Raw genomic sequence first — 2,094 nt, 5'->3', positions numbered from 1 at the left:
GACCGGGATGGACAAACCTCTGGTGCACCAGTTGTCACGCCAGTGGCATCGCTGGGTAGCTATGTTTGGAAGGGATAAACGCTGAAAGCATCTAAGCGTGAAGCCCACCCTAAGATGAGATTTCCCATTGTCCACACGTAAGTGTGGTGCAAGTAAGACTCCTGGAAGACCACCAGGTTGATAGGTTAGAGGTGTAAGCATGGTAACATGTTCAGCTGACTAATACTAATAAGTCGAGGGCTTGACCAAGATATAATAGTAAAAATGCGAATTCACTGTGCAATTTTCAGAGAATATTTATATTCTCATCTGGTGATTATGGCCTGAAGGTAACACCCGTTCCCATACCGAACACGAAGGTTAAGCTTCAATGCGCCGATGGTACTGCAGGGGTGACCTTGTGGAAGAGTAGGTTGTCGCCAGGTTACAAAAAACTACTAAGTTATACTTAGTAGTTTTTATTTGGGTTTAAACTCTTCATGGTTTTTAACATTTAATTTTCTCTTAATAGCTTAGTCATTCTCCTATAATATAGTTGTAATCATTGATAATAAATCAGTCATAATAACTACGAATGTTATAACTAATATCTTATCTAATATTCACAATTCATAATTTAAATTTAATTAATCTTGTCTCAATTCTGATTAATAATAAAAAGTGGTTATGAAATTTCACAACCACCTTTAATCATTTAATTATTTTACTAGTGATTCAATACTATCAAATAACTCTTTACTAGCTTCTATTGTTTTGCTATTACCAATAGTTGTAATTCTGTTTTCTTTTAATCCATCTTGAAATATTTCAGAATAAGATTTTAGGTCACCAGAAGTTGTATTTAGAATTTCATCTATACAATTTTGACGATAATCATCGCTTACCCCACTAAAATATAACATATCAGATTTAGAAGCTTTTTCATATATTGAATTTGGTATATAGTAACTTTTTAAAGCATCTAGTTTATATTGATTTAATTGCATTGGTGATATTTTATCAGCATTTTCTAAAAATTCAGGTATCGTTTTTACATCTTGGAAAGATTCCTTAATTCTAGGGTCTCTATAAGTAAATATAGTCATTTCTCCAGTTTCATCAGCTGATAGATAAGCACCATATGCGCCACCTTTAACTCTTAAAGTATCCCATAAGAATGAGTTTACAAGAGGAGACAATACTTGGAGACTTCCTTTAACATTGTACCCTAAATCTTTGTAGTTAAAAGATTGAATGTTATAATTAATAGGAGATTCAATTGTATATGCTTCTTTTTTGTCGCTAAATTTAAATTTATAATTCTGAGTAGTTAATTTATCAGAAGGAAGATTACTAATAATATTTGTCAAATTAGTTTGGAACTTGTTAAATTCCTTATCTTCAACAGTAACACTTAAAGTTAAATTATTTTTATTGAAAATACTTTTTGAAACCTCTGTAAGATTTTTAACTAGTTCATCATATTTTTTATCAAAATTTTTACTAAGATCACTAATGAAATTATAGTATTCTATACCAGCCAAATTATTCATATAGGCAGAGTATGCACTGTTATTACTTGAATTCTTATTGAGTGCTAAGGAGATAGTATTATTTGCAATTGAAGAATCTAAGTTTGCTTTAGTAGTATCTATTATTAGTTTTAATTTTTCTTTGTCATTTATTTTAGTATCCTTAATGACTTCCAACATTAATTTTGTTACATTTGATGCATTTTCGTTTAAAGAAGTTGCACTAACTTGTAAGGTTGGAGTATAAGTGTTTTTATGATTAATTGAAGGAGCCGCGTATGCTGAAGTACTAAGTCCATTTGAGTATTTTGCACTTAATTTTGTTAATTCATCTTGAGTGTGAGTTTTTGTATCCATACTACCAAGTAGTGAAGATAATAATTTTATATAAGGAATTTGATTCTGCTTAACTGAGGTTGTATCAAAGTATAATGATAAATTGTTTGTTCCATTGGTAGACATTGGATGATAAAGTACTTTAACCCCATCTACGCGATTTATTTCAAGTGGTGTTTTAGTAATTTTAGGGGTTAGAGCATCAACATTAACCATTGGAAGCTATGATAATACTTCAGGTGATTCT

Annotated in this window: 1 protein-coding gene and 2 rRNA genes; 2 read left to right on the top strand and 1 reads right to left on the bottom strand. The window is 30.8% G+C overall.

Annotation, left to right across the window (positions count from 1 at the left end):
- Both KPL50_RS26270 and rrf read left to right on the top strand, forming a co-directional pair.
- Window positions 1–249: ribosomal RNA gene (locus tag KPL50_RS26270) — 23S ribosomal RNA — on the top strand; the annotation flags it as partial.
- A 59-nt stretch (window positions 250–308) separates the two neighbouring features.
- A 5S ribosomal RNA gene (gene rrf / locus KPL50_RS26265) occupies window positions 309–425 on the top strand.
- A 273-nt stretch (window positions 426–698) separates the two neighbouring features.
- Here rrf and KPL50_RS26260 read toward each other — a convergent pair.
- The gene (locus KPL50_RS26260; protein ID WP_253200825.1) at window positions 699–2,063 is read right to left on the bottom strand and encodes a hypothetical protein; all 1,365 of its coding nucleotides are present in this window, start codon (window positions 2,061–2,063) and stop codon (window positions 699–701) included.
- Window positions 2,064–2,094 lie beyond the last annotated feature (31 nt).

It is taken from the genome of Clostridium sp. CF012, assembly GCF_018861755.1.
Classification (GTDB): Bacteria; Bacillota; Clostridia; order Clostridiales; family Clostridiaceae; genus Clostridium_AD.
Note: the sequence above shows the minus strand (reverse complement) of the source record. Positions and strands in the feature narration are given on the sequence as shown.

Coding starts and splice junctions, on each gene's coding strand:
- KPL50_RS26260 (WP_253200825.1), bottom strand. CDS start 2,063: ATGGTTAATGTTGATGCTCTAACCCCTAAAATTACTAAAACACCACTT.